Origin of the sequence: Phytohabitans kaempferiae, from assembly GCF_042433955.1 — a bacterium.
In the GTDB taxonomy this organism is placed as follows: Bacteria; Actinomycetota; Actinomycetes; order Mycobacteriales; family Micromonosporaceae; genus Phytohabitans; species Phytohabitans kaempferiae.
Genome location: NZ_JBHLUH010000084.1, coordinates 156,709 through 177,550 on the forward strand (window position 1 = coordinate 156,709; position 20,842 = coordinate 177,550).

Below are 20,842 nucleotides of genomic sequence, written 5' to 3' on the forward strand. Positions count from 1 at the left end.
CGTCTCAAACGAGGAGGGGCGAGCCGGGTTCTCCGGCTCGCCCCTTTCTTTATCTGTTCAGCGCGCTCGTCGCTGCGGCACGGTCGTACCGGTTCAGCGGCGTGGCTGGTTGCGTTGCTTGTCCGCCCGCGACATCGGCTTCGGCGGCATGTCCTCGTTGGACGGCGGTGGACTGCCCATCTCGCGTGGCTGCCCAGGCTGCGACTGGCGCTGGTTGTGCTGTGGTGGGTTCAGGTCCCGCCTGGCCGCCATGTCGGGCCGTTCCGGGCGGTCCGACCGGTCGGGTCGGGCCGCGCCTGGAGGGGGGCTCTCGTCGAGCCTGCCCCCAGCCGTCTCGGCCGGCATCTGAGCCATCCGGGACTTCGCCATCGTCTGGAGATCGTCCTTAGGTCGCTTTTCCTTGGCCATGATCTCCTCCTTCCAGGGGCAACGTTATGGGTCGATCGGGTAGCTCGCGGTGAAAAGAGAGTATCGATCCAGATGTGCGTCCTGCCGGTTATAGTGCGACTTCCGGCGCGGGGGATGGGCGGCTCGGTAGGGTCACCGATGAGTTGAACGGGCTCGCCCCGTCTTATCCGAGACCGAGCGTTCGACGGATACGTGGGAGAAGCGTCATGAAGAAGATCACCGCTGGCCTGTTCATCTCGCTGGACGGCGTTGTCGAGGCTCCGGACCAGTGGCACTTCCCGTACTTCAACGAACAGATGGGCGCGGCCGTCGACGGGCAGCTCGGCGCGGCGGACACGCTGTTGCTGGGGCGCGTGACGTACGACAGCTTCGCCGGTGCCTGGCCGGAGCGGGAGGCCGCCGGTGCGGAGGACGCGCCCTTCGCGAAGAAGCTGGGCGACGCCCGGAAGATCGTGGTCTCGCGGCAGCCGCTGGAGTTCACCTGGCGCAACTCGGAGCTGTTGCGGGGCGACCTGGCGGAGGCGGTCACCGCGCTGAAGAACGAGCCGGGCGAGGGCACGATCGGCATCAGCGGCTCGATCTCGATCGTGCGCCAGTTGCTCGCCGCGGGGCTGCTCGACGAGTTGCACCTGCTGGTGCACCCGATCGCGGTACGCAAGGGGACGCGCCTCTTCGACGAGAGCGACGCCTCGATCCCGCTCACGCTCCTGTCGTCGACGCCGTTCACCACCGGCGTGATGTACCTGGTCTACGGCCCCGCCGCCGAGGCGCCCGAGGGCGGCTACGACGAGGCGAAGGCGCACCTGCCCGCTGAGTGAGCCGCTACATGTCCTCCAGCTCGCGGCCCTTGGTCTCGCGTACCGAGCGCAGCACGAAGAGGAGCGCGAGGGCGGCGAAGGCGGTGTAGATGCCGTACGCGAGGAAGAGGCCGACGTCCGCGAGCGCCGGGAACGACGTGGAGATCAGCCAGTTGGCGATCCACTGGGCCGCCGCGGCCACGGCGAGCGCGGTCGCTCGGATCTTGTTGTTGAACATCTCGCCGAGCAGGACCCACACCGCCGGGCCCCAGCTCATGCCGAACGCGACGACGTAGAGGTTGGCGGCGACCAGGGCGATCGGGCCGGCCACCGATCCGAGGCTCAGGTCGTCGCCGCTGCCTGTGGCGGTGCTGAAGCAGATGGCCATCGTGCCGAGCGTCACCACCATGCCCGCCGCGCCGATGATGAGCAGCGGGCGGCGACCGATCTTGTCGATGAGGGCGATCGCGACGAGCGTGGTGAGGATGTTGGTGACCGAGGTGATGACGCTGGTCAGCATCGCGTCGTCCTCGGAGAAGCCGACCGCCTGCCACAGCGTGGTGGAGTAGTAGAAGATCACGTTGATGCCGACGAACTGCTGGAAGACCGACAGCAGGATGCCGACCCACACGATCGGCAGCAGCCCGAATCGGGGCCCGCGCAGGTCGGAGAGGTGCACGGCCTGGTCGCCGCCGGCCAGCGAGCGCCGGATCTCCCGGAGGCGCAGCTCGACGTCGCCGCCGACAAACCGCCGCAGTACCTCGCGGGCCTGCGCGAAGTGCTGCTTCTTCACCAGGTACCGGGGCGACTCGGGGATCCGGAGGGCGAGCACGCCGTACACGACCGCGGGCACGGCCGCCGAGGCGAACATCCACCGCCAGGCCGTACCGCCCCAGGGCACGTCGCCGCTCGCGCCGCCGGCCGAGTTCGCGAGTACGTAGTCGACGAGCAGCGACACGAAGATGCCGGTCACGATCGCGAGCTGCTGGAGCGAGCCGAGCCGCCCCCGAAGGTGGGCCGGGGCCATCTCGGCGATGTACGCGGGGGCGATCACGCTCGCCGCGCCGATCGCGAGGCCGCCCGCGATGCGCCACAGCGTCAGGCTGATCGGGCCGACCGCCAGCGCCGAGCCGACCGCGCTCACGCCGAAGATGACGGCGGCGGTGAGCATGACCCGTACGCGGCCGACGCGGTCGGCGATGGGGCCGGCGAACCAGGCGCCCACCGCGCAGCCGAGCAGCGCTGACGAGACCACGAAGCCGAGCAGCGCGGAGGACATGCCGAACTCGGCCTCGATCGCGTCGACGGTGCCGTTGATGATGGCGGTGTCGTAGCCGAAGAGGAAGCCGCCGAGCGCGGCCGCGATGGTCACCAGCAGGACGGCGCCGGTGTGGGAGCTGCTGCCAGCGGTATCGGGACGGGCGGTCGTCGCCATAACCCATATTGCGCAGATCAAGCCGATTTATAGCTGCTTTCGGTAAAGAAAGAAGACGCGCTCGATCCGGGCGCCCACCGCCGAGGCGTAGAACGGCACCGGCCCGACCCAGCCGATCTGAGCCGTGTCGAGCCCGGTGTCCCGCTGGTCCCGGAGGCAGCGGCGGAGCAGCACGCCCCCGATGCCCAGCCCTTGCGCGGCCGGCGCGGTGCCCATCGGGCCGAACCAGCTCGGGCGGGACGAGCCGTACGCGGCGAAGCCCAGCACCTCCCCGTCGCGCAGCGCGAGGTGGCAGCCCGCGCCGGACCGGCCCACCGAGTCGGAGACCTCGCCGGCCCAGCCGTCGCTGAAGTTGGCGCGGGCGAACTCGACCAGCGCGGGCACGTCGGCGGCCTCGGCCCGCCGCACGGTCACGCCGCTCGCCGCCAGCCGCTCCTCGGCCGGCTCGGTGGGGCGCAGGCCGGTGAGGTCGGCGGTCATGTTCCAGGCGGTGCGGTCCTGTTCGTACCCGTGGGCGATGGCCGCGCAGACCGCCGGCGTGTAGCGGACGTCGATGCCCGGCCAGGCGTACGTGGGCGGGTTGCCGGCGAGCAACACCTCGACCGCACCCCGCCCGGCGAGCGCGCCCTCGGCCCGCGCCAGCAGCGCTCGCCCGACGCCCTGGCGGCGGGCCGCTGGACGGACGGCGATCAGGTCGATGTGCCCGATCGAGTCGTCGCGGTGCGAGAGCGAGCCGAGCACCACGCCGGCCAGCTCGCCGTCGGCGGTGGCGGTGAAGCCCACGCCCGGCCGCTCCCGCAGCCGGGCCATGATCTGATCCGCCTCCGCGGCGTCTTCGGGCAGGTCCAGCGCCTCGCGGCACAGGTCAACCACAGCGGGTACGTCGGTGTCGGCCAGCGCGGCGATCGAGAACTCCACGTTGGCCGACATTAATGGGCGGTCACGATGCCGTGCGTGCCGCCTGCACCGCCGCGTACGCGTCGACCATCCCGGCGCCGGTCACGTCGACCGGGGCGCACTCGCCCGTGCTGTCGCCGGGGCTCGCGGACACGGCCGTGTCGCGCAGGATCTCCCGGGTACGCGGGATGTCGCCGACCAGCCGGGGGTTTGCCGACCACATCAGCGCCACCACGCCGGCCACGTGGGGAGTCGCCATCGAGGTGCCGCTGAGCTGGGCGTATCCGCCGCCGGGCATCGCGGAGAGGATGTCGTCGCCGGGCGCCACCAGGTCGGGCTTGGCGAGGTCGGACTCGGCGGGCCCGCGGCTGGAGAACTGCGTGACCTCCTTGCGCCGGTCGACCGCGCCGACCGTCTCCACATCGGCGTACGGGGCGGGCGGGTCGTCGATCGAGCCGCAGAACGGGCCGGTGTTGCCCGCCGCCGCGGCGAAGAAGATGCCGGCCGCCGCCATCGCCGCGGTCGCCCCGCGCAGTGCCCCCTGGTCGCATCCCTCGATCGGCGGGCAACCCCACGAGTTGGTGAGCACGTGCGGGGCCCGCTCGGGGCGGCCGTCGGTGAGCGGGTCGCCGCCGTACGGGAACGGGGCCAGCATGAACTGCATGCAGTCCAGGTAGCGGGCCGGGTTGCCAAGGTTGCGGTCGAGGTTGACGCAGCCGACCCACTGCGCGCCGGGGGCCACGCCGACCGTACGTCCCACGGCGGAGCCGAGCGTGTGCGTGCCGTGCCCATTTCGGTCGGTGGGCGTGCGCGTGTGGTTCCACGGGTCGTACCAGGAGTCGTCGCCGCCGCGGAAGCCGCCGGAGAGCGCGGGATGCGCACCGTCCACACCGGAATCCGAGCTGCCGACCACGATGCCCGAGCCGTCGACGCCGAGCTGGCTGGCCGCGCGGTCGGCGCCGATCAGCGTGATGTTCCACGGCGGGGCGGAAGGGGCGGGCTCGTCGCCGTGGCTCACGCCCGGATTTGCGGGCAGTGGGCGCAGCCGCTGGCTCAGCAGCACGCGGTCGACGTCGTCGCGGCGGGAGAGCCACGCCCGGACGGCCGGGCCGCCCTCCACCTCGACGGCGTTGAGCAGGTAGTACGGCGTGTGGTCCAGGTGCCACCGGTCGAGCGTGCGGCGTAGGTCGGCCTGGCTGCTCTGAGCGTGCTCGACCAGCCGGCCGTACACGCTGGCGACCCGGGCCTCGTGGCTGCCGCCGGTCACTCCGGTCAGGTCCGCCTGCGACTTGAGGATCACGAAGAGGCGCTCGCCGTGCAGGCCAGGCTGGCCCGGTCCCAGGTATATCGCCCCGCCGGCGATCACCACGACGACCACCGCCACCGCACCGGCCCAGCGGTGGGCGAGGCGGGAACGCGCCAGCCCGTACCCGATGCCGACCAGGACCGCGACGGCGAGGGAGACGGCGGCGGCGATGGCGGCCCACGCGGGCAGGTCCCGCCCGCTGCTGAGCAGCAGCGTGATCTCCTCGGGATCGATGAAGGCCAGCGGGCCGGCGGCTGCGACCGCGACCAGCGGTGCGGCGCTGCGCAGCGCGGCGGCCGCGAAGCCGAGCGGCGGCAGCACCAGCATCGCGGCGAGCTGGGCGCCGGCCTGCCCCACGCCGGCCGCGAGCAGCAGCAGCGTGACGCCGGCGATGAAGCCGCCGAGCACCACGCCGTACCGGTCCCAGAAGGCGGCGTCGAGGATGGCGGCGGCGAGCCAGCCGACCGCGGCGGCCGCGAGCAGTGCGAGCACGGTCTCCGCCAGCCCGCCGAGCGCGCCGATCCAGAGCCATGGCAGGAGCACGGCGAGCCCGGCCGCGAAGCCGAGCGCCGGGAGGCTCGGGCGGCCGCGCAGCAGGATCGCGCCGCCCGCCGCGAGCAGGGCGAGGAGGGCGAGGTAGAACTCGTTTTGCGGCTGGGGCACGGCGCGCAGCAGGCCGAGGCCGCCCAGTGCCGCCGCGCCGGCGAGCCAGACCCGCCCGGCGGTGCGTATCGCGGCGGAGCGCGGCACGAACGCGAGGATCACCGACGGCGTGCCGACCAGCACCGCGTTGACGATCGCGACGACCGGCCAGGTCCAGGCGGGCGTATGGAGGCCGGTCACCAGGAGCACCTGGTCGGCCAGCCAGCCCACCGCCTGGCACAGGACGGTCGCCACCACCGCCCAAACGCCGATCGACGCCGCGGCGACGACCACCCACGGGCTGGTGGGCCGCTCCGGGCCGGCGGGATACGGATACGCCATGTGCGAACCCTAGTGGGGTGCGGTGACGCGGCCACCGCCGAGCCGGTAGGTCGCTCACGGTGGCGGGGCGGCGGCTACGGTGGACGGGTGCGAGATCCTGCCGTGTCCCGGTACGCCGCCAGCGAGCTCTCACCCGAGCGCCGCGCCGCCGACCTGCGCCGGCTGCGGACCGAACGCTTCGATGTCCTGGTGATCGGCGGTGGCGTCACCGGCGCCGGCGCCGCGCTCGACGCCGCCTCCCGCGGGCTCAAGGTCGCGCTGGTCGAGGCCCGTGACCTGGCTTCGGGCACATCCAGCCGGTCGAGCAAGCTGATCCATGGCGGCCTGCGCTACCTGGAGCAGTTGGAGCTGCACCTCGTGCACGAGGCGCTCACCGAGCGCGGCCTGCTCGCCACTCGCCTCGCCCCGCACCTGGTGCGGCCGGTGCCGATCCTCGTACCGCTGCCCGGTGGCCACTCGCCGCGCGAGTTTCCGGGCCGGGCGTGGCGCCGGGCGTACTACGGGGCGGGCGTGGCGGCGTACGACGCCTTCGCCGGCCTCTTCGGCGGCGGGCGGGGCATGCCGCTGCACCGCCACCTCTCCCGCGACGGCGCCCGGCACGTCTTCCCGAGCCTCCGCCCGGACACGGTGACCGGCGCGATCCGCTACTACGACGGGCAGGTCGACGACGCCCGCCTGGTGGTCACGCTCGCACGCACCGCGGCCAGCCTCGGCGCGACGGTGGTGACCAGCACACGCGCTGTCGGGATGGTGCGGCAAGCCCGCGAGGTGACCGGCGTACGCGTGCGCGATCTCGAGTCCGGCACCGGCGAGTTCGAGGTGCGCGCGCGTACGGTGATCGCGGCCACCGGCGTGTGGAGCGACGACATCTCGGCCATGCTCGGCGACGTCGGTGTGCGGCCCGGGCTGCGCGTGCGCGCCTCCAAGGGGGTGCACCTGGTGGTGCCCCGCTCGGCGATCACCGGCGACGCCGGCCTCATCCTGCGCACGTCCACCTCGGTGCTCTTCGTGCTGCCGTGGGGCGGTCACTGGATCATCGGTACGACCGACACCGACTGGCAACTCGACCGCGACCATCCGGCCGCCTCGGCACGCGACATCGAGTACCTGCTCGACCAGGTCAACCAGGTGCTCGACCGGCCGGTGTCCACCTCGGACATCGAGGGCGTCTACGCCGGGCTGCGCCCCCTCCTCTCCGGCGAGGCCGAGCCCACCTCGAAGCTCTCCCGCGAGCACGCCGTGGTGGAGCCGATGCTCGGGCTGATGCTGGTGGCGGGGGGAAAGTACACGACGTACCGGGTGATGGCCGCCGATGTCGTCGACCGGGCCGCCCGCCGGCTCGGCGTACGTGTGCCCTCCCGCACCGCCGACCTGCCGCTGCTCGGCGCCGACGGGTACGCGGCGATGTGGCGTGACCGGCTCGACCTGGCGCGGCGGTACGGCGTGCGGGCCGGAGTGCTGGAGCACCTGCTGGAGCGGTACGGCTCGCTCGCGCCCCAGCTCATCGCGATGATCCACGCCGAGCCGGGGCTGGCCGCGCCGCTGGCCGGAGCACCGGAGTACCTGACGGCGGAGGTGGCGTACGCGGCCCGGGCCGAGGGCGCGCTGCACCTCGACGACGTGCTGACCCGGCGCACCCGCATCTCGTTCGAGACGCCGCACCGGGGCACCGAGTCGGCCCAGCACGCCGCCGAGATCATGGGCGCGGTGCTGGGGTGGGACGCCGACGCGCGGGCCCGCGAGGTGGAGCACTACCTGGCGCGGGTCGAGGCGGAGCGCCAGTCGCAGAAGATGCCCGACGACGCGACGGCCGACGCGGCCCGGCTCGGCGCGCCGGATGTGCGGGGAGCCAGCCCGCTCGCCTCGTGAGAAACGGGCCAGGCGTACCGTCCATGCGGTGGGCTGACTGCGGCGACGCCCCGTCCACCGCGAAGCGCATCGTCGAGCTGGTGGAGATGAGCACGCCTTTCTAGAGCATCTTGCCGGGGTTGAGCAGGCCGGCCGGGTCGAGGGCGGCTTTGACGGCCTGCTGGACGCGTACGCCGACCGGGCCGATCTCGCGGGCCAGCCACTCCCGCTTGAGCAGGCCGACGCCGTGCTCGCCGGTGCAGGTGCCGCCGAGCCCGAGCGCCAGCTCCACGATGTCGTCGAAGGCCCGCTGGCAGCTCGCCACGCTCGCGGGGTCGGCGCGATCGACCACGATGTTGGGGTGCATGTTGCCGTCGCCGGCATGACCCACCACGCCGATCGCGACGCCGTGCTCGGCCGCGATCTTCTCGGTGCCGTCGAGGAGGGCGGCCAGCGCCGAGCGGGGTACGGCCACGTCGTCGATGATCAGGCCGCCGTTGCCCTGCGGGAACATCTCGGCCGCGTACTTCTCCATCGCCGGATGCGCCAGCCGCCGCGCCTGGAGCAGCTGGGCCGCCTCGACGGAGTCGGTGGCCGCGAACACCTCGTCGGCGCCCGCCGTCTCGCACAGCGCGGCGATCCGCTCCAGGTCGGCCGCGGCCCGGCTGCCGGTGTCGGAGGCGGCGAGCAGCAGCGCCTTCGCCTCGGTGCGCAGCCCCATCGGCTGGTACGCCTCGAGTGCGAACAGGTGGGTCTGGTCGAGCAGCTCCAGCAGGCTTGGCGAGAGCCCCTGGGCGGAGATGGCGGCGACCGCGGCACCGGCCGCGGCCGTGGACGGGAAGAGCGCCACCAGCGTGAGCGACTCCTCGGCGGCCGGGCGCAGGCTCACCGTGATCTCGGTGATCACGCCGAGCGTCCCCTCCGAGCCGACGAAGAGGCGGGTCAGGTCGTAGCCGGCCACGCCCTTGGCGGTGCGCCGCCCGGTGCGCAGCACCTCGCCGGAGGCGAGCACGACCTCCAGCCCCAGCACGTACTCGGTGGTGACGCCGTACTTGACGCAGCACATGCCGCCCGCGTTGGTGGCCACGTTGCCGCCGATCGTGGAGGACTCCCACGAGCCGGGGTCGGGCGGGTAGCGCAGGCCGTGCTTGGCGACCTCGGCGGCGAGTGTGGCGTTGACCACGCCAGGCTGGAGCACGGCGGTGCGGTTGACCGGGTCGATCTCGACGATGCGGTTCATCGCCGTGGTGGAGAGCAGGATCGCGCCGTCCACCGCGTTGGCGGCGCCGGCCAGGCCGGTGCGGGCCCCCTGCGGTACGAGCGGGACCTGGTGCTCCGCTGCGATCTTCACCACCGCGGCCACCTGCTCGGTCGTGCGCGGGCGTACGACCACCGCCGGCTCGCCCGCCGCACACAGGTCGGCCTCGTCGCGCTGGTGGCCCCTCAGCAGGTCAGGGTCGGTCAGGACGGCTTCGGCTGGAAGGGCGGTACGCAGCGCTGCGAGCAGATCGGCCATGCCTCGCAGGCTAGCTGTCGCGCTACGGTGACGGCCATGAGCGAGGTTACGGGCGATGCTGTACGTTGACCCGCCTGCCTGGCCGGCGCGCGGGCGGCTGTGGTCCCACCTGATCAGCGACGTGTCGTACGACGAGCTGCACGCGTTCGCGGAGATGCTCGGCGTGCCCCGGCGCGGGTTCGACCGCGATCACTACGACGTGCCGGCCGCGCGCGTGCAGGTGGCGGTGTGGCTCGGCGCCCGCCTGGTGTCGAGCCGGGAGATCGTCGGCCTGCTCCGCGGCACCGGGCTGCGCCGCCCCAAGCACCTGGTCAGGCGAGGCTGAGCAGCTCCCGTTTCAGGTTGGCGCGGGCCGGAGCCTCCCACCGGGCGGCGAGCGCCGGGCGGCGGTAGAGCGCGGGCAGGTCGAGCAGGCCGCGGAGCACGGCCGCCCGCCCGGCCCGGAAGAGGTCGTCGGGCACGTGCGCGTACTCCCGGCGCACCGCCGCGGCGTAGGCGTCGTACTCGGCCGGCGGGCGGGCGAGCACGGCCAGGTCGGCGTCGCAGAGCAGCTCGCCGTCGGCGTCTCCGGGCGCCACCACGTGCCCGGCCGTGAGCAGCACCAGCCGTTCCACCTCGGCCGCGACCGGCTCGGGCACGCCCAGCCCGGCCAGCTCGGCGCGGGCCAGCGCGGCGCTCTCCCGCTCGTTGGCGTCGCCGGGGGAGCGCGGGTCGTAGACGGCGTCGTGGTACCAGGTGGCGAGGCGTACCGGGTCGCCACCGCCCTCCGCGTCCACCGTGGACAGCATCGCGGTGAGGTGCTCGACCGTGTGGTAGTGCCGCTGCGGCTCCCGCCACCGGGCGAGCAGGGCCGCGCCCGCCTCGGCCAGCGTCGCGTCGCCGGCGGTCGAGCCGGCGCCTCGCGCCGCCACCGTCCAACGCTCGATCAGGGTCATGCGCCGATCATGCCCGGTAGTCTCCCGGCATGGCGCTCGCAACCGATGGGCTGGCCCGGCGCACCGGTGCCGATCTGCGCGACCGCCTTCGCCGCGTGCGGATGAACGTGCTGCTGGCGCTCCAGACCGGGATCGCCGCCGGCCTCGCCTGGCTGATCGCGCACGAGCTGATCGGCCACAGCGCGCCCTTCTTCGCCCCCATCGCGGCGGTGATCACGCTCGCGGTGTCGGTGGGGCAGCGGCTGCGGCGGGCGTTCGAGCTGGTCTTCGGGGTCGCGATCGGGATCGCGGTCGGCGACCTGCTGATCTACCTGATCGGCACCGGACCGTGGCAGGTCGGGCTGGTGGTCACGCTCGCGATCGTCACCGCGATCTTCGTGGGCGGCGGGTCGGCCCTGGTCACGCAGGCCGCCTCGTCGGCCGTACTGGTCGCCACGCTCACCCCGCCCACGATCACCGGTATCTCGTACGACCGGTTCGTGGACGCGCTCGTCGGCGGCCTGGTGGGGCTCGGCGTGATGGCGCTGCTGCTCCCGCTCAACCCGCTGACCGTGGTGGGGCGGGCGGCGGGACCGGCCCTCGACGTACTCGGGGAGGGGCTGACCGCGACCGCCGAGGCGCTCGCGTCGCGCGACACCGACCGGGCGGAGGCGGCGCTGGCGCGACTGCGGGCGGCGGAGGGCGACCTGCGCACGCTCCAGGAGGCGATCGAGGCGGCGAGCGAGACCACCGCGCTGGCGCCGGTGCGGTGGCGGGCGCGGGGCGCGCTCAACCAGTACGTCGACGCGGCCGAACACGTGGCCCGCGCCCTGCGCAACAGCCGCGTACTGGTGCGGCGGGCACTCACGCTGCTGCGCGACGGCGAGCCGCTGCCGGCGGAACTGGTCGAGGCGGTCGAGGCGCTCGGCGAGGCGGTGGGCTGGCTGCGGCGGGAGCTGGCGGACGCGGTCGAGCCGGTGGCGGCCCGGGAGCGGGCGCTGCGGGCGGCGAGCGAGGCCGGCGTGGCGTACGCGGCGGGGGTCGGCTTCTCCGGCAGCGTGATCGTCGCCCAGGTCCGCTCCACTGCGGTCGACCTGGTCCGCGCGTCCGGTGTCAACGGGTCGGACGCCAACCGCCTGGTGCGCCGCGCGGTGGGCCGGCATGTGCCGCCCTCCCCGCGCGGCTGATGAGACCCGGCCCTTTCCGGCGGACGGCTAGGCTGGGCGGCATGAGCGAGCGCGGCGAGCGAGTCATCAAGCTCAGTGCGTTTGGAGCCTCGTGCCCGCCCGCAGCGAAATGTCCGCCCGCGGCGAAGCGAGGACGGGCATGAGCGACGTCGGGGCGGCATCGCCGCGCCGGTCGTCGGTCGGGCGCGGCATCCTGATCGGCGCGGTCATCGGGTTCATCGCCGTGTGCGCGATCGCGATGCTGGGTTTCCTCGGCTACAACATCGGCCTCACCGCGCTGATCATCGGGCTGGTGGCGGCCATCCTGCCGGTGCCCGTGCTGGTCGCCTGCTTCCTCTGGCTCGACCGGTACGAGCCGGAGCCCGCCAGGTACCTCGTCTTCTGCTTCGCCTGGGGCGCGTTCCCCTCGACGCTGGCGGCCCTGTGGGTCAACACCGGCGCGGCGATGCTCTTCGAGCGCTGGGACGTGCCGGACGCGCTGGTGGCGGTGCTTGTCGCGCCGTTCATCGAGGAGCTGATGAAGGCGGTCGGGCCGTTCCTGCTGCTGTGGCGGCGGCGGCGCGAGTGGTCCGGCATCACCGACGGCATCGTCTACTGTGGCCTCTCCGCGATCGGCTTCGCCATGGTGGAAAACATCCTCTACCTCGGCGGGCATGGCTACGCGTCGGGCGCCGACCAGTACGGTCCGGCCACCGGCGCGCAGATGGTCTTCGCGCTCTTCATCGGGCGCATCCTGCTCTTCGGCTTCGCCCACCCGCTCTTCACCTCGATGACCGGCGTGGGGCTGGGCATCGCCGCCCGCACGAGTGACCGCCGCATCCGGTGGCTCGCCCCGCTCGGCGGCCTGCTGCTCGCGATGATCCTGCACGGCGCGTGGAACCTCATCCCCACGCTCACCCAGGTCACCGGCGAAAACCTCATCCTGCTGTACGGCTTCATCGGCGTGATGCTGCCGGTCTTCTTAGGCATGGTGGGGCTCGCGGTGTGGCTGCGCAGTTGGGAGGGGCGGCTCACCGAGCGCATGCTCCCTGACTACGTGCGGGCCGGCTGGCTCTCCCCGCCGGAGGTGGCCGCGCTGGGCAGCCTCGGGCGGCGCCACTCGGCCCGGCGGTGGGCCCGGCGTGTGGCGGGCGACCCGGGGCTCAAGGCGATGCGGGGATACCAGTTCTCCGCGACCCGGCTCGCGCTGCTCCGCGACGGGATGCGCCGCGGGCTGTACGCCAGCCCCGAGGAGGCGGCTCGCGCGTCGGCGGAGGAGCAGGAGCTACTCGATGCGATCAACGGGCACCGCCAAGTCTTCGCCGGGCGCGACCCGCAGGCGCCGGCGGCGCGGTGGGATGGCGCCCGCTATCAGGTGACCTTCCCGGACGGGGTCGCGCGCACGATCGAGCAGCCCGAGCAGCCGGTGGTGCCGATCCCGGTGGTGCTGGCACCTCCGCCACCCCCGCCGCCGGTGCCGCATTACGGCTACTACCGGCCCTATGGCCACGACCGGCCCTATGGCCACGACCGGCCCTACAGGTAGAGGCCGGTCGCGTCGGTCTCGACCCGCTGGGCGGCGACGGCGTGCACGTCGCGCTCGCGGAGCAGCACGTACTCCCGGCCGTGCAGCTCCACTTCGGAGCGGTCGTCGGGGTCGAAGAGGACCCGGTCGCCGGCGACGATCGAGCGTACGTGCGGGCCGACCCCGACCGCCGTGGCCCACGAGAGCCGGCGCCCCATCGCGGCGGTCGCCGGGATGACGATGCCCGCGCTCGATCGGCGCTCGCCCTCGTTGCCCTCAAGCCGGACGAGGACGCGATCGTGCAGCAGCCTGATCGGCAAGCCTTGGTCGATGTCGGGTTCGGCGGTCACCTACCGAACGCTACAGCGTGCGATTGTGGGGGAGAACTCAGGGACAAATAGGCAGGGCTGAGCGCTTCGTCCCCGATACGGTAGGGAAACGTCAACGCCAGCGGAGGGGGTGTGCGTGACGTGAGCGAACGCGGCGAGGGTCGGGTAGGACGCGTTCGGGCAAATCTGCGCCGGGCATACGAGGCGGGTCGCGAGACCGTGCGGGCACGTCGCGAGGAGGCCCGGCGTGCCAGCGAGTTCGGCAACGGCAACGGTGGCTACCGCGACGAGGAGCCACCACCAGCGACGTCACCCGACGTACATCCTTCCACTGCGAGCCGCGACGACGGCGAGGTGCCCCGAGGGCTGCGGATCGCGGCGGCGTGGGCGTGGCGCCTGATCGTCCTGGGCGTGCTCGGTTGGGCGCTGCTCAAGATCATCGGTGTCGTCCACATCGTGGTCATCCCGTTGGTGATCGCGCTGTTGCTCTCCGCTCTCCTCGCGCCGGCGGTGAGCTGGCTGCTGCGCCTCGGCTTCCCCCGCTCGCTGGCGACCGCGGTCGTACTGATCGGCGGCCTCGCCGCGGTGGCCGGCACGCTGACGCTGGTCATCACCGAGTTCATCGACGGGCTGCCGCAGCTCACCGAGAGCGCCACGCAGGGCATCCGGCAGATCCAGGAGTGGTTGCAGACCGGTCCGCTCCAGCTCTCCGACCGGCAGATCGACAGCTACGTCGACACCGCCGAAAAGTGGCTCGACGACAACACCGAGTCGCTCACGAGCGGGGCCGTCTCCACCGCCACCACGCTCTTCGAACTGCTCACCGGCATGTTCCTGGTGCTGTTCTCGACGTTCTTCTTCCTCCGCGACGGCGGGCGCATCTGGCGTTTCCTGGTCCGGATCCTGCCGCTGCGGGCCCGGTGGCAGGTCGACGACGCCGGCCGCGCCTCGTGGCTGACGCTGGTGGCGTACGTGCGGGCGACCGTACTCGTGGCGTTCATCGACGCGGTCGGCATAGGCGTCGCGGTGTGGATCCTCGGCGTGCCGTTCCCGCTGCCGCTGGCGGCGCTCGTCTTCCTCGGCGCGTTCATCCCGATCGTCGGTGCCACGCTCTCCGGCGCGGTCGCGGTGCTCATCGCGTTGGTCGACAGCGGCTGGGTGAGCGCGCTGATCCTGCTCGGCGCGGTGATCGCGGTGCAGCAGGTCGAAGGGCACGTGCTCCAGCCGCTCATCATGGGCCGGGCGGTGGCGATCCATCCGCTCGCCGTGATCGTGGCGATCGCGGCCGGTGTCGTGCTCGCCGGCATCGTGGGCGCGCTGGTGGCGGTGCCGCTGGTCGCGGTCCTCAACACGGCGGCGCGCCGGCTGAGCCGCCCTCGCCGCCCCGAGGTGCCTCCCGACGCGGTCGTCGTCAAATCCACACCTCCGTAGCGGGCGTTCGTCCGATCGGGGCGCCCACGGCGGCACCGCTTCGTCGTCCGCGAAGCGAAGCGCCGCACCGCGCCGCGAAGGGCCGCACCGCGCCGCGAAGGGCCGCACCGCGCCGCGAAGCGCGGCACCGCGAAGCGCCGCGCGTGGCTTCAGCGGCCGCGGAGGCGTTCGAGTGCGCCGAGTGCGACCTCGCGGCGGGTCGTGTACCAGAACGGGGGCAGCGACCTGCGCAGGAAAGGCCCGTAGCCGCGCGCCGTCTCCAGCCGGGAGTCGAGCACCGCCACCACGCCCTTGTCGCCCGTCGAGCGGATCAGCCGCCCCACGCCCTGTGCCAGCCGGATCGCCGCGATCGGCACGCTGACCGACGCGAAGCCGGACCCGCCCGTCGCGTCGACGGCGGCCGAGCGCGCGGCGGCCAGCGGCTCGTCGGGGCGCGGAAACGGCAGCCGGTCGATCACGACGAGCTGGCACGAGTCGCCTGGTACGTCGACCCCCTGCCACAGCGACATGACGCCGAAAAGGCAGCTCGCCCGATCCTCCCGGAAGCGCCGGACGAGCAGCGGCAGCGCCTCCTCGCCCTGGAGCAGCACCGGCAGGTCGGTCTTGGCCCGCAGCAGCTCGGCCGCCTGCTGCGCGGCCCGGCGTGAGGAGAAGAGCCCGAGCGTGCGACCGCCGAGCGCGTTGACCAGCCCCAGCAGCTCCTCGCCCGCGGCGTCCGGCAGGCCGGAGGCGGCGGGACGCGGCAGGTGCGACGCCACGTACAGAATGCCCTGCCGCGGATAGTCGAACGGCGACCCGACGTCGAGGGACTGCCAGTCGCCGTCGTCGCCGGTCAGGCCCTCCTTGCCCGCCTTGCCGTCTTTGGGCTCCGGCGCGGCGAGCCCGAGCGCGCGGGCCACCGTGTCGAAGCGGCCGCCGAGCGTGAGGGTGGCCGAGGTGGCGACGACGGTGCGCTCGTCGTACAGGTGAGTGGCGAGCGTGCCCGCGACGGAGAGTGGCGCGACCACGAGCGCCCGGCGCCCGCCGACATCCGGCTTCTCGACCCACGCGACATCGTGGGCGGCCTCCTCCAGCAGCCGCTGCGCGGTCTTCGACAGCTCGTCGAGCACGGCCTTGGCCTGCTGCTTGCGCACCGGGTCGGGGTCGTCGGACTTGATGTCGCCGATCGCTTCGAGCCCGGTGCGGGTCGCCGCGTCGAGCAGCGTGCACGCCCCGCTCAGGACCGGCGGCAGCCCGGTGGTGATCCGTCCGGCCGGCGCCTCGGCCAGGCCGACCGTGAGCGCGTCGCCCGCCTCGGCCAGCGCCTCGTATGCCTCCGGGGAGATGAACGTGCGCGCCCGCCGCGCCGCCCGGTCGACCGCGTCGGGCGTCAGCTCGGCCTGGGCCGCCGAGGAGACCCGGTCGGCCAGCTCGTGCGCCTCGTCGATCACGAGCAGCTTGTGCGGTGGCACGATGTGGCGCCCGGCCAGCATGTCGACCGCGAGCAGGCTGTGGTTGGTGACCACGATGTCGGCCTCGCGGGCGCGCGCCCGGGATGCCTCGGCGAAGCACTCCTGACCGTATGGACAGCGGTTGGCCCCCACGCACTCCCGCGCCGGCATCGACACCTGCCGCCAGGCGATGTCGTCGACGCCGGGGTCGAGCTCGTCGCGGTCGCCGTTGGAGGTCTCCATCGCCCACTCGCGCAGCCGCTGGATCTGCTTGCCCAGCCGGCCCGCCTCGCCAAGCCACTTGGTGGTGCCGGGAGCCGGCGCGTCGAAGAGCCCGTCGTCCGGCTCCTCCTCTGTGGAGTTGTCCAACCGGGCGAGGCACAGGTAGTGGTGCCGCCCCTTCAACACCGCGAACGTCGGCCGCCGCCGCAGCACCGGCTCGACCGCGTCGGCCAGGCGGGGCAGGTCGTGGTCGACGAGCTGGGACTGGAGCGCGAGCGTGGCGGTGGAGACGACCACCGGACCGTCGACCAGCAGGGAGGGCGTGAGGTAGGCCAGCGACTTGCCCGTGCCGGTGCCAGCCTGGACCAGCAGGTGCTCGCCGGTCTCGATCGACCGCTCGATGGCCGCCACCATCGCCTGCTGGCCGGGACGGGCCGCACCGCCGGGCACCGCGCCCACCGCCGCCGCGAGCAGGTCAGCCGCCGTGGGCTGCTGACCGGGAGACCGTGGCTTTGGCGCTGTCGGCGGGGCGTTGGTGGCGGTGGTCACCGTGCGACCGTACCCGCCCCGACCGACGCATCCGCGCTTATCCACAACCGCGCGCGTTGGCGGCAGCGGGCCGGGCGCGAGGGCTCGCTCAGGCCTGGAGGCCGAGCCGCCGCAGCATCTGCTCCGGGTCGGCGGCGAATGCGACGATACCGCCGAGCGCCGATGGCAGAAGTGTGCCGTAATTGCTCCACGTGCGGTCGTATGTCTCCTGGAGCGATCGGCACACCTGATCGGCGATCTCGTCGACGCGAGCCGAGCCGATCCAGCGGGAGTCGAATTCCATCCCCGTCACTCGGTCGCCGAGCGTGGAAATGGTCACTTCTCCGCCTCGGCTGGCGAGCGTCGACGGCTCGGTGAAATGGCGCGCGAGGCGGTCGGCGGCCTCGTCGAGTTGCCCTTCGGCCTCGGCGAGCAATGGCAGCAGCTCCCGGATCAGATCGGGGCCGGACGACGCGGGCGGGGAGCCGGTGAGCCCAAGCGCCGTGCCCTCCCGCGCCGCCCCGCGACCGCCGGACCCGACCCACCTGGCCAGCCGCTCGACCTGTGCCGCCTCGGCGGCGGCGACGAGCGCGGCCGCGAGCCCGGGAGGGTCGGTCTCGGCCGCCCATTCGCGCGAAATGGCCACATCCACCGCTCGTCCCTGACCATCGAGCGTCACTCGCGCCAGGCCGTGCGAATCATTTCCAACACCTTGATATCGGGTATCCAAACTGGCGGAAAAGCGGTCGCTCAACGCCTCGGCCCGGATGCGTAAGGCGCGCAGCTCGGCGAGCAGGCCCGCCCTGTCGTGGTCGGTCATCCGGATTGCCCCAATCCATATCGGAACCGCGAATCGGAGGCGCCGTGCGCAGACTGTATCGAAGCTCCTTGAGGCGTGTGGGACCGTGCAGAGGACGTGGCATCCCCCGAACGGATCATCAGCTAATGTGCGGTCATGCCGAGCGACATGGTCCGGGTCGTCTACCGCAAGTACGACGGCGCAGCACACCGGGACTATCCAGCGCGCCGGCTGGCGGAGGACGACCTCGGCACCTGGCTCGGTGTGAGCGCCGGCACGCGCTCGGTCTACCACGGGCGTCCCTCGGTCGAGCGGATTCCCTTCGTGGTGCTGGTGCCGCACGACGCGTGGTGGACCGGCATGTTCAACCCGCCGCCCCGCACCAGCGAGGTCTACTGCGACATCACCACGCCGGCTCGGTGGGAGGACGACACCGTACGCATCATCGACCTCGACCTCGACGTGGTGCGTCGGCGCGCGACCGGTGCGGTGGAGCTGCGCGACGAAGACGAGTTCGCCGAGCACCGGGAGCGCTTCGGCTATCCCGACGACGTGATCGAGCCGGCGCAGGCGGCCGCCGGTTGGCTCCTCGGCGCGCTCGGCGACGGCACCGAGCCGTTCGCGTCGGCATACCGCAAATGGCTCGCCCTGGTGACATGAGCCTTCTGCCCGTCGCAGTTCCGGCATTGTGGACAGATCTAAAGAATTTGGGCTACCGCGACGTCCGTCGCGGTCCAGGCCGCTGCTCCCGCAGCCGCACCCTCCGCGGCTTCAAGCCCCACGCACGCGCGGCGCTTTAGAACTCCGGCGGCCAGGCGCCGACGTCGGCGGGGAGTGCGGGCACGGCGGCGACCTTCGCCGGGCTGAGCTGGTTGAAGATGCCGGTGACCCGGCCGTCGGCGAACGCGAGCGACATCACCATGCGGATCGGCTGCCCGTCCTTCCACTCGCCGTCGACCTGGACGCCCAACGCACCGTTGACCAGCACCGGCACGGCTCTGGCCACGCGCATGTCCCTGTCGACGACGCGGTTGAGGCCGAGCAGGAAGCGGGCGACCTCGGTGGCACCGGCGAGCGGGCGCCCCGCCGCCGGGAAGACGCCGCCGCCGTCGCCGATCATCACGGCGTCCGGTGCCAGCACGGTCAGCAGCTTCTCGATGTCGCCCGACTCGACGGCGGCGAAGAACGCGGCGACCAGCCGGCGCTGCTCGGCCAGGTCGGCGGTGTGCTTGGCCGGGCCGTCGGCGACGGCCCGGCGGGCCCGCGAGGCCAACTGCCGGGCGGCCTCCGCCGTCGTGCCCAGAGTGGTCGCGATCTCGTCGAACGGCACCGCGAACACGTCGTGCAGCACGAAGGCGACTCGCTGCTCGGGCGTGAGGCGCTCGAGCACCACCAGGAGTGCCATGCTCACCTCGTCGGAGCGGGCCGCGACCTCCGAGGGATCGGGGCCGCTGTCGGGCAGCCGGCTGACGAGCGGCTCCGGGAGCCACTGACCGGGGTACGCCTCGCGGCGCACTCGCGCCGAGCGGAGCACGTCGAGGCAGATGCGGCCGGCGGTGGTGGTGAGCCAGCCGCGCAGGTCGCGTATCTCGGCGCGGGCCACCGGGTCGGCGAGCGCGGCGGCGTACCGCAGCCAGGTCTCCTGCACCGCGTCTTCGGCCTCGGCCCGGCTGCCGAGCATCCGGTAGGCGACCGCCATCAGGTGGCTCCGCTCCACCTCGAACTCGGTGGCGAGATCCCGCACCGATCCAGTGTTACCCACCCTGAGCGGCGCGGACGTCCGGGGTAGGCGATGATCAGCGGATGACGTCGCTACGTGAGCTGCTGCGGGTCGGCCCCGCGGTGGATCTCAAGGACATCGACCCGGGCTCGACGCCAGGTCTTCCCGGCCGCAAGGTGACCGGGAAGGACCAGAAGGGCTGGGCCCGTGAGCAGCTCGCCTCGATGGCCCCTGAGCTCGCCAGGCAGCAGGAGATGCTGTACGCGGGCGCCAAGGCCTCGGGCGACCGGCGGCGGCTGTTGCTGGTGCTCCAGGCGATGGACTGCGGCGGCAAGGACGGCACCATCAAGAAGGTCGCCGGCGCGATGAACCCGCTCGGCCTGCACATCGTGGGCTTCGGGGCGCCGACGGAAGAGGAGCTCAGGCACGACTTCCTGTGGCGGATCCGGCGCGCGCTGCCGCCGGCCGGGCTGGTGGGCGTCTTCAACCGCTCGCACTACGAAGACGTGCTCATCGCGCGGGTCGAGTCGCTGGTGCCGGAGCGAGTGTGGCGTTCGCGATACTGGCAGATCAACGGCTTCGAGCGTGACCTGATTAACGATGGATTGACGCCTGTCAAGGTGATGCTCCACATCTCCTACGATGAGCAGCGGCAACGCCTGATGGAACGGCTCACCGACCCCACGAAGCACTGGAAGTACAATCCGGCCGATGTAGACGCCAGGGCCCGGTGGACGGACTACCAGGCGGCCTACAACGACGCGCTCAGCCGGTGTTCGACGGACCACTCCCCGTGGTACGTCGTACCGGCCGACCGCAAGTGGTATCGCGACTGGGCGGTCGCCAACATCGTGCTGGAGGCGTTGACGGAGATGCGTTTGTCGTACCCCCGATCTGATTTCGATCTCGACGCGGAGCGTCGGCGGCTGGAGGCGGACCGCACGCCGACGATGGCCTCGTGAAGTTCTCCTTCCGGCCCACCGAGGGCGCCTTCTACGAGCTGTTCACGAAGGCGGCGCAAAACCTGGTCCGCGGCACCGAGCTGCTCAACGAACTCGCGCTGCCCGGCGTCGACGTGCAGTCGGTGAGCGAGCGGCTCACCGAGGTCGAGCACGACAGCGACCAGATCACCCACGATCTGTACAAGAAGATCAACTCTTCCTTCATCACGCCGTTCGACCGCGAGGACATCTACCGGCTGGGCTCGCAGCTCGACGACGTGATGGACCACCTGGAGGCGGTCGGCAGCCTCCTCTACCTGTACGGCCTCACCAAGCTCCCCTCGCTCCCCCGCGAGATGCACGAGCTGATCGCCGTCCTCGACGAGCAGGCGAAGCTGACCGCCGAAGCGATGCCGCGGCTCAAGTCGATGAAGGCGCTGGAGGACTACTGGATCGAGTGCAACCGCCTGGAAAACAACGGTGACCGGGCCTACCGGATGCTGCTGGTCCGGCTCTTCTCCGGTGAGTACGACGCGTTGACGGTGCTGAAGATGAAGGAGGTCGCCGACGAGCTGGAGGCGGCCTGCGACGCGTTCGAGCACGTGGCCAACACCGTCGAGACCATCGCGGTCAAGGAGTCATAGTC

General features: G+C 72.5%; 18 protein-coding genes and 1 pseudogene. 9 read left to right on the plus strand and 10 right to left on the minus strand.

The genetic code is table 11. The features are described from left to right. Nucleotides 1-93 precede the first annotated feature (93 nt). On the minus strand, nt 94-408 hold the full coding sequence (locus ACFFIA_RS38755; RefSeq protein ID WP_377261307.1) for a hypothetical protein: 315 nt from the start codon (nt 406-408) through the stop codon (nt 94-96). Between the two features lie 206 nt (nt 409-614). Between ACFFIA_RS38755 and ACFFIA_RS38760 the strand changes: the two genes are divergently transcribed. Next, a complete protein-coding gene (locus tag ACFFIA_RS38760; protein ID WP_377261309.1) occupies nt 615-1,226 on the plus strand; it encodes a dihydrofolate reductase family protein in 612 nt (203 codons plus the stop codon). Between the two features lie 4 nt (nt 1,227-1,230). Here the strand turns inward: ACFFIA_RS38760 and ACFFIA_RS38765 are convergent, their stop codons facing one another. Genes ACFFIA_RS38765 through ACFFIA_RS38775 form a run of 3 tightly spaced genes read right to left on the minus strand, consistent with a single transcriptional unit; the run spans nt 1,231 to nt 5,827 of the window. Further along, complete coding sequence (locus tag ACFFIA_RS38765) at nt 1,231-2,640, minus strand: sugar porter family MFS transporter (RefSeq protein ID WP_377261311.1); 1,410 nt, start codon at nt 2,638-2,640, stop codon at nt 1,231-1,233. A gap of 27 nt (nt 2,641-2,667) precedes the next feature. After that, nucleotides 2,668-3,558, minus strand: coding sequence for a GNAT family N-acetyltransferase (locus ACFFIA_RS38770; protein ID WP_377261314.1), 891 nt, complete (start codon nt 3,556-3,558; stop codon nt 2,668-2,670). Between the two features lie 22 nt (nt 3,559-3,580). Next, nucleotides 3,581-5,827 (minus strand): S8 family serine peptidase, encoded by a 2,247-nt coding sequence (locus tag ACFFIA_RS38775; protein ID WP_377261316.1) that lies wholly within the window; start codon nt 5,825-5,827, stop codon nt 3,581-3,583. A gap of 87 nt (nt 5,828-5,914) precedes the next feature. On the opposite strand from ACFFIA_RS38775, the gene ACFFIA_RS38780 reads away from it, so the two are divergent. Further along, nucleotides 5,915-7,696, plus strand: a complete 1,782-nt coding sequence (locus ACFFIA_RS38780; RefSeq protein WP_377261317.1) for a glycerol-3-phosphate dehydrogenase/oxidase — start codon at nt 5,915-5,917, stop codon at nt 7,694-7,696. A gap of 100 nt (nt 7,697-7,796) precedes the next feature. Here the strand turns inward: ACFFIA_RS38780 and ACFFIA_RS38785 are convergent, their stop codons facing one another. Next, nucleotides 7,797-9,191, minus strand: a complete 1,395-nt coding sequence (locus tag ACFFIA_RS38785; RefSeq protein WP_377261318.1) for an FAD-binding oxidoreductase — start codon at nt 9,189-9,191, stop codon at nt 7,797-7,799. Nucleotides 9,192-9,246: 55 nt separating this feature from the next. Here ACFFIA_RS38785 and ACFFIA_RS38790 point away from each other — a divergent pair, with 55 nt between their 5' ends. Then, the gene (locus ACFFIA_RS38790; protein ID WP_377261320.1) at nt 9,247-9,516 is read left to right on the plus strand and encodes a DUF4031 domain-containing protein; all 270 of its coding nucleotides are present in this window, start codon (nt 9,247-9,249) and stop codon (nt 9,514-9,516) included. Here the strand turns inward: ACFFIA_RS38790 and ACFFIA_RS38795 are convergent. After that, the gene (locus ACFFIA_RS38795) at nt 9,503-10,126 is read right to left on the minus strand and encodes an HD domain-containing protein (RefSeq protein ID WP_377261323.1); all 624 of its coding nucleotides are present in this window, start codon (nt 10,124-10,126) and stop codon (nt 9,503-9,505) included. The two genes, ACFFIA_RS38790 and ACFFIA_RS38795, sit on opposite strands and share 14 nt — an antisense overlap. Before the next feature lie 29 nt (nt 10,127-10,155). On the opposite strand from ACFFIA_RS38795, the gene ACFFIA_RS38800 reads away from it, so the two are divergent. Together ACFFIA_RS38800 and ACFFIA_RS38805 are read left to right on the plus strand one after the other, a co-directional pair. Beyond that, entirely contained in the window at nt 10,156-11,292 is a 1,137-nt protein-coding gene (locus ACFFIA_RS38800; protein ID WP_377261326.1) for an FUSC family protein, read from the plus strand. 157 nt (nt 11,293-11,449) lie between these two features. Beyond that, a pseudogene (locus ACFFIA_RS38805) lies at nt 11,450-12,817 on the plus strand (PrsW family intramembrane metalloprotease); the annotation flags it as partial. Here the strand turns inward: ACFFIA_RS38805 and ACFFIA_RS38810 are convergent. Continuing rightward, entirely contained in the window at nt 12,808-13,146 is a 339-nt protein-coding gene (locus ACFFIA_RS38810) for a GroES family chaperonin (RefSeq protein WP_377261328.1), read from the minus strand. The pseudogene ACFFIA_RS38805 and the gene ACFFIA_RS38810 overlap by 10 nt on opposite strands. A gap of 111 nt (nt 13,147-13,257) precedes the next feature. Between ACFFIA_RS38810 and ACFFIA_RS38815 the strand changes: the two genes are divergently transcribed. Continuing rightward, nucleotides 13,258-14,556 (plus strand): AI-2E family transporter, encoded by a 1,299-nt coding sequence (locus tag ACFFIA_RS38815; RefSeq protein ID WP_377261330.1) that lies wholly within the window; start codon nt 13,258-13,260, stop codon nt 14,554-14,556. A 149-nt stretch (nt 14,557-14,705) separates the two neighbouring features. Here ACFFIA_RS38815 and ACFFIA_RS38820 read toward each other — a convergent pair whose 3' ends face one another. After that, nucleotides 14,706-16,757, minus strand: a complete 2,052-nt coding sequence (locus tag ACFFIA_RS38820) for an ATP-dependent DNA helicase (RefSeq protein ID WP_377261332.1) — start codon at nt 16,755-16,757, stop codon at nt 14,706-14,708. An 88-nt stretch (nt 16,758-16,845) separates the two neighbouring features. Continuing rightward, nucleotides 16,846-17,556, minus strand: a complete 711-nt coding sequence (locus tag ACFFIA_RS38825; protein WP_377261335.1) for a hypothetical protein — start codon at nt 17,554-17,556, stop codon at nt 16,846-16,848. 135 nt (nt 17,557-17,691) lie between these two features. Here ACFFIA_RS38825 and ACFFIA_RS38830 point away from each other — a divergent pair, with 135 nt between their 5' ends. Further along, a complete protein-coding gene (locus ACFFIA_RS38830) occupies nt 17,692-18,195 on the plus strand; it encodes a DUF402 domain-containing protein (protein ID WP_377261337.1) in 504 nt (167 codons plus the stop codon). Between the two features lie 136 nt (nt 18,196-18,331). Here the strand turns inward: ACFFIA_RS38830 and sigJ are convergent, their stop codons facing one another. Beyond that, a complete protein-coding gene (sigJ, locus tag ACFFIA_RS38835; protein ID WP_377261340.1) occupies nt 18,332-19,279 on the minus strand; it encodes an RNA polymerase sigma factor SigJ in 948 nt (315 codons plus the stop codon). A 59-nt stretch (nt 19,280-19,338) separates the two neighbouring features. Between sigJ and ACFFIA_RS38840 the strand changes: the two genes are divergently transcribed. Both ACFFIA_RS38840 and ACFFIA_RS38845 read left to right on the plus strand, forming a co-directional pair. Next, nucleotides 19,339-20,217 carry a PPK2 family polyphosphate kinase gene (locus tag ACFFIA_RS38840; protein ID WP_377261342.1) on the plus strand — a complete coding sequence of 293 codons (879 nt, stop codon included), beginning with the start codon at nt 19,339-19,341 and terminating at the stop codon, nt 20,215-20,217. After that, on the plus strand, nt 20,214-20,840 hold the full coding sequence (locus tag ACFFIA_RS38845) for a DUF47 domain-containing protein (protein ID WP_377261344.1): 627 nt from the start codon (nt 20,214-20,216) through the stop codon (nt 20,838-20,840). The genes ACFFIA_RS38840 and ACFFIA_RS38845 overlap by 4 nt, the downstream gene beginning before the upstream one ends. Nucleotides 20,841-20,842: the final 2 nt, after the last annotated feature.